The following is a 4,580-nucleotide window of genomic DNA, read 5'->3' as shown; positions in this document are numbered from 1 at the left end:
ACCACCACATTAGATTTAGAGGTAATAATGAATCCAGTTGCAAATATTGTTACAGCTTTAGAGGTTTGTGATGATGACAATGATGGGTTTTCAAGTTTTGATTTAAGTTTAAAGGATTTGGAGGTTGTTGGATCACAGACGGGAATAGTAGTTACGTATCATGAGACTCAGTCAGATGCATCTAATGGTATAAATGTTTTACCTATACCCTATGATAATATAGTGCCTAATGTTCAGACGGTTTATATTCGAGTAGAGAGTGGATCAACAGGGTGTTATGACACTGTAGGATTAACCTTGTTAGTAAATCCGATACCTGATACGATTTCAGTTACGCCTTATGAGTTATGTGATTATGATTTACCAGGCGATGAGATTGAGCAGTTTGATTTAAGTACAAAAGATGTAGAGATATCTAATGGACAATCCGTTACGGTTAGTTATTATGAGAGTTTAGCAGATGCACAGGGATTAACAAATCCTCTGGCTAATTTATACAGCAACACGAGTAATCCACAAACACTTTATTATGCGTCTGTTAGTACCACAACAGGTTGTATAGCCACAGGCAGTTTCGAATTAATTGTTAATCCATTACCTACTTTTGTAGTTCCGACGGATTTAGAGGTTTGTGATGATGGAGTTCCAGATGGGTTAACCAGTATAGATATTTCGATAAAGAATACGGAGATAACGGGTAATAATCCTAATTATTCAGTGAGTTATTATCTGACTCAGTCAGATGCAGATAATGCGATAAATCCGTTACCTGTACCTTATACAAATACGGTAAACGGACAGGTTATATTTGTACGAGTCCAGGATATCGACACGGGTTGTTATGCGACCACCACATTAACACTTGTTGTAGAGCAGGCACCAGTAGCGGCTACACCAGTACCTTTAGTGTATTGTGATGCAGACAGTGATGGTTTTGGAGTATTTACTTTAACAGATGCGACTAATGAGATTACCTCAGGGGATCCAACACTAACGGTAAGTTATCATGAGACGATGGCAGATGCAGATAATAATGTCAATGCGTTAGGGAGTCCATATAACAACATTGTGGAGAATCAGCAGACCCTTTATGTACGGGTAGAGAGCGCAACGATAGCTACAGATTGCGCTACAATTGTAGAGCTTATTTTAATTGTAAATCCGACTCCACAGATAGAAGATCCAACACCTTTAGAGGAGTGTGATGATGTCTCAGCAGATGGTTTTGCCCAGTTTGATTTAACCAGTAAAGATGCAGAGCTGTTAGATGGATTGGACCCGCTGCAATATCTGGTGACCTATTATGAGACACAGGCTAATGCAGAGGCTGGTACCAATGCGATTTTAAATCCAGTAAACTATACCAATACCACTGCTTTTAATCAAACCTTATGGGTTCGTGTAGAGGATGTGACTAATGGTTGTTACAAACTCACCACATTAGACCTTATTGTGAATGCTCTTCCAGTGCTGTTACAGCCAACACCCTTAGCGTTGTGTGATGATAACAATCCAGGCGATGAGATAGAGGCCTTTACATTAGAAGATGCTAATGCAGAGATGTTAAACGGTCAGACCGGAATTAGTTTTACCTATTATGAGACTCAGTTGGATGCCGATAATGGTACTAATCCAATTACGAGTCCATATATGAACACGAGTAATCCACAAACGATATTCGTTAGAGCTACAGATGATGTTACGGGCTGCTTTGTAAGTACAACAGCGACGGTATTACTTAGAGTCAACCCAATTCCATCGCCAGCCACACCAACAGATTTAGAGGTTTGTGATTTAGACAATGATGGATTTGAAGTGTTTGATTTAGAGAGTAAGACTTTAGAGATAATCAATGGCGAATTAGACATTGCAATCACCTATCATGAGACGCAGAGTGATGCTGATATGGGCTTAAATGCTCTTACGGGTCCATACACTAACATTGTAATGGATCAGCAGATGGTTTACATCAGAGCAGAGAATACCGTTACAGGGTGTTTCAACAGTTCAGAGGTTTTAATCATCCGTGTATTGCCCTCTCCAGAGGTTCCTGTAGCTATTGATGATTATATCATATGCGATACCAATAATGATGGATTTGCACAGTTTGATTTAACGACAAAAAACACAGAGATTTTAGGGACACAATTACCGTCAGATTTTATGCTGAGCTATCATGTGAGTTTAGCCAATGCACAGTCAGGAGCTAACCCAATTACGAATGTTAGCAGTTATACCAATGTTACCAATCCGCAGATAATTTATGTGCGTTTGGTTAATAATGTAAATGGTTGTGTGACCACAACAGGTTTCTTTGATATCCGAGTAGAGTTACCACCAGAGGCTATTCAGCCAACACCATTACAATTGTGTGATGATGAGATTGCAGACGAGGTTACCGTTTTTGATTTGACCGTAAAAGATGTAGAGATTACAGGAGGAGAAGCCAGTTGGAGTGTTTCGTATTATCAGACCAGTGCAGATGCACAGGCAGAGGTTAATGCTATAGATGCAGAGGCTTATAGTAATATGTCAGTAAATGGCGCACCAGCAAATCCGCAAACCTTATATGTTGTGGTTACCGATACCGATACAGGCTGTGTAGACTATACCACTCTAACCATACGTGTATTGCCAAATCCAACACCGAGTTTAGATCCGGATGATCTTGAGTTGTGTGATGATGTAAATCCAGGGGATTTAGAAGAGGAATTTGACCTTACAGAGAATCAGGATTATATCATCAATGGCGAAGCAGGAGTAACAGCTACGTATTATGAGACAGAAGAAGATGCAGATCTGGGAGTTAATCCAATAGCAGACCCAACAGCATACACAAATACCAGTACACCACAAACGATTTATGTCCGTGTGACTAATGATATTACAGACTGTTATACGATAGTAACCTTCGACATTATTGTTAATCCATTGCCAGATGTTGTTGGAGTGACAGATTTTATCCTCTGTGAGTTAAACACTGATGGTATTGATCAGTTTGATTTGACTATGAAGGATGCAGAGGTATTAAACGGACAGGATGCAACGTTGTTTACTGTTACTTATCATGCTTCTCAAGGGGATGCTGATGGTTTAATGAATCCTCTTGTGAGTCCTTATACCAATGTTACAAATCCACAACAGATATTTGTAGCCATTACCAATAATGACACAGGATGTTCTATAAGCACACCGAGTTTTAATATTGAAGTCCACGAAGCTGCAGAGGCAAATAGTGGAATGGAACCTATATTAGAGGCAATTTGTGATGATCAGATGGATGATGATGGTGATTTGAGTAACAATAGTGCTCAATTTGATTTAACACCTGTTACAGATGCTTCGGATTTGGTTGCAGGTAGTGTGCAGGATCAGGTCTTAGATGGTCAGGATCCATCCAATTATATTGTGAGTTACTATGAGACAGAGCAAGATGCAGAATTGGGAGTGAATCCATTACCGTTTATATATGAGAATATTACCAATCCACAGGTTATTTTTGTAAGAGTGGATAATGACACACCAGGTGTAGGGTTATTAAATTTAGATTTAACAGCCGTAACAACAGCACTGGATTTTGATGGTGATGGAACGGTAGATACGATAGATACCGATGGTGATGGTATTTTTGATTTAATAGATGTCAATGGCGATACGATATCAGACGGGTTTGATACGGATTCAGATGGTTTGATTGACTTTATCGATTTAGATGGTGATGGACAGGGAGATTTTGTAGATGTAAATAATGATGGTGTGATAGATAATTCGTTTGATTCATCTATCTGCTATGCAGTAGCACCATTAAGCTTATATGTTAATCCGTTACCAGTATTTGATTTAGATGAGACTTATATATTATGTGTTGATACTAATGGTACAGAGGTATTAAATGTTCCGGTATTAGATACAGGACTTACTACCTCAGGGTATGAGTTTGAGTGGAGTTTTAATGGCACCGTAATAGCAGGAGCAGATCAAGGTAGTTACACACCGACTCAGGGAGGTACTTATAGTGTTATTGTCACAGATGCAGTAACGGGATGTTCAAGTGACTTAGCAGGTCAGGTGAGTACACAGGTGATAGAGAGTTCACCACCAACAAGTATTTCAACACAGGTGACTACAGATGCATTTTCAGAGTTGCATATCATTGAAGTTACAGTTACAGGCTCAGGCACGTATGAATACAGTTTAGATGGAGGTGCTTGGCAGGAAAGTAATATATTTACAGACGTATCAGCAGGAGATCATGAGGTAGCAGTAAGAGATACGATAGGTTGTGGTTATGCGTTTGATACAACGACAGTGATGGATTATCCTAAGTTCTTTACACCAAATGGAGATGGATATAATGATACTTGGAACATTAAGGGGATTGCAGACCAACCAAGCGCAAAAATTTATATATTTGACAGGTACGGAAAACTGATCAAACAGATAAGTCCATCGAGTGAAGGTTGGAATGGAACCTATAACGGAAACCCAATGCCAACAAGTGACTACTGGTTTGTGGTAGAGTACCTGGAACCTAATACATTAGAACAAAAAGAATTTAAAGCCCATTTCACCCTGAAAAG

At 39.3% G+C, this 4,580-nt stretch carries 1 protein-coding gene; it reads left to right on the top strand.

All coding sequences use genetic code 11. From position 1 onward, the window contains the following. Positions 1-27: 27 nt before the first annotated feature. The coding region (locus ACRHNM_RS16100) for a T9SS type B sorting domain-containing protein (RefSeq protein ID WP_431137663.1) at positions 28-4,580 on the top strand (4,553 nt) is incomplete at its 3' end.

The sequence above is a fragment of the Psychroserpens mesophilus genome, from assembly GCF_050617655.1.
Classification (GTDB): domain Bacteria; phylum Bacteroidota; class Bacteroidia; order Flavobacteriales; family Flavobacteriaceae; genus Psychroserpens; species Psychroserpens mesophilus_A.
Note: the sequence above shows the minus strand (reverse complement) of the source record. Positions and strands in the feature narration are given on the sequence as shown.